This window comes from Salinivibrio sp. SS3 (assembly GCF_001722105.1).
Taxonomy (GTDB): Bacteria; Pseudomonadota; Gammaproteobacteria; order Enterobacterales; family Vibrionaceae; genus Salinivibrio; species Salinivibrio kushneri.
Genome location: NZ_MEBQ01000038.1, coordinates 1 through 1,334 on the forward strand (window position 1 = coordinate 1; position 1,334 = coordinate 1,334).

Annotated in this window: 1 protein-coding gene; it reads left to right on the forward strand. The window is 46.4% G+C overall.

Annotation, left to right across the window (positions count from 1 at the left end):
• Window positions 1–95: 95 nt before the first annotated feature.
• On the forward strand, window positions 96–1,328 hold the full coding sequence (locus tag BGL48_RS11395) for an ISL3 family transposase (RefSeq protein ID WP_069362753.1): 1,233 nt from the start codon (window positions 96–98) through the stop codon (window positions 1,326–1,328).
• Window positions 1,329–1,334: the final 6 nt, after the last annotated feature.

Below are 1,334 nucleotides of genomic sequence, written 5' to 3' on the forward strand. Positions count from 1 at the left end.
TGGCTCTTCACCGGATGTGGTGGAAAGTGTTTCTTTTCAAGTTTTCCGATTAACTGGACAATAAGTAAACACTCTGCACTTGAGCCCTGAATCAGATGAAAGATACAGCACTCTATCAAGCGATCCTTGGACTGATTCCGCCGTGGACTGTCGACTCTGTCCAGGTGGATGAAACGAGCCAACGTATTACCGTGACTATCATGTACGAAAGTCATTCAGGCGTTGCTTGCCCAACATGCTCGAAAGCGGTAAGAAAGCATGACTCTAGAAAGCGGATATGGCGTCATTTGGATACATGCCAATACGAAACATATCTTGAGGCCCAAGTCCCACGTGCTGACTGTCCAAAGCACGGGGTTCAGACCGCTTCTGTTCCTTGGGCATCTCCTGGAAGTCGTTATACCGAACTCTTTGAGACAAAGATTATTGAAACACTTCAGTTCACTTCTCTTCACTCTGTATCTAAAGCCTTTCGACTGAGTTGGGGAGCCATTGATCGGATAATGAAAAGAGCTGTTTCACGAGGGCTCGCCCGGAGAAATTTAAATAAGGTAGAAGATCTATTGGTAGACGAAACTGCCTTTTGCCGAGGGCATGATTATGTCACGGTGATGTCGAGCCGAACGGGTCAAGTCCTCGCTGTTGCCGACGGTAAAAGTGAACAAAGCTTAGCAAACTGCTATCGAGTGCTGCCTAACATCGCGAAACAACAGGTCCGTTCAGTCTCGATGGATATGAGCCAAGCTTTCATGAATGCAACCGAGTCCTTCTTTGGCTCACGATCTAAACGCCTGATTGCAGTTGATCATTTCCACGTGGCAAAAGTGCTCACCAAAGCTGTTGACGATGTTCGCAAACAAGAGGTTAATCGTCTACCGCCATACCTTAAACGAGAGTGCTACAGAACGCGTTATGGCTGGCTCAAAAGAAATAGAAACCTCACCGGTCGCCTGAGAGAGCGTATAAACAGATTGGCCAAACTCATGATAGATACAAGCCTTAGCTGGTTGCTCAAAGAGCAAGCAAGACTAATCTGGTACGGATGTTCGATCAGAAGCGCAAGGAATCAATGGCTAGAGTGGCTTGCTTTAGTTAAAGCAAGTGGAATTAAACCATTGATGACAGCAGCGGCGACAGTGAAAAAGCACTTACCAGCAATCCTTAATGCAATGCGGCTGAAGGCATCGAATGGCCTGGCGGAAGCTATAAATGCCAAAATCCAGTACATGAAGCTTAGAGCCAAAGGCTTTAGAAACAAACAACGGTTCAAGACAGCGATACTGTTCTATTTTGGGGGACTTGATATGACTTTCCACCATGAACGATGAAGAGCC

Excerpts from the sequence above, each read along its gene's own strand:
- BGL48_RS11395 (WP_069362753.1), top strand. The coding sequence starts at position 96 with ATGAAAGATACAGCACTCTATCAAGCGATCCTTGGACTGATTCCGCCG.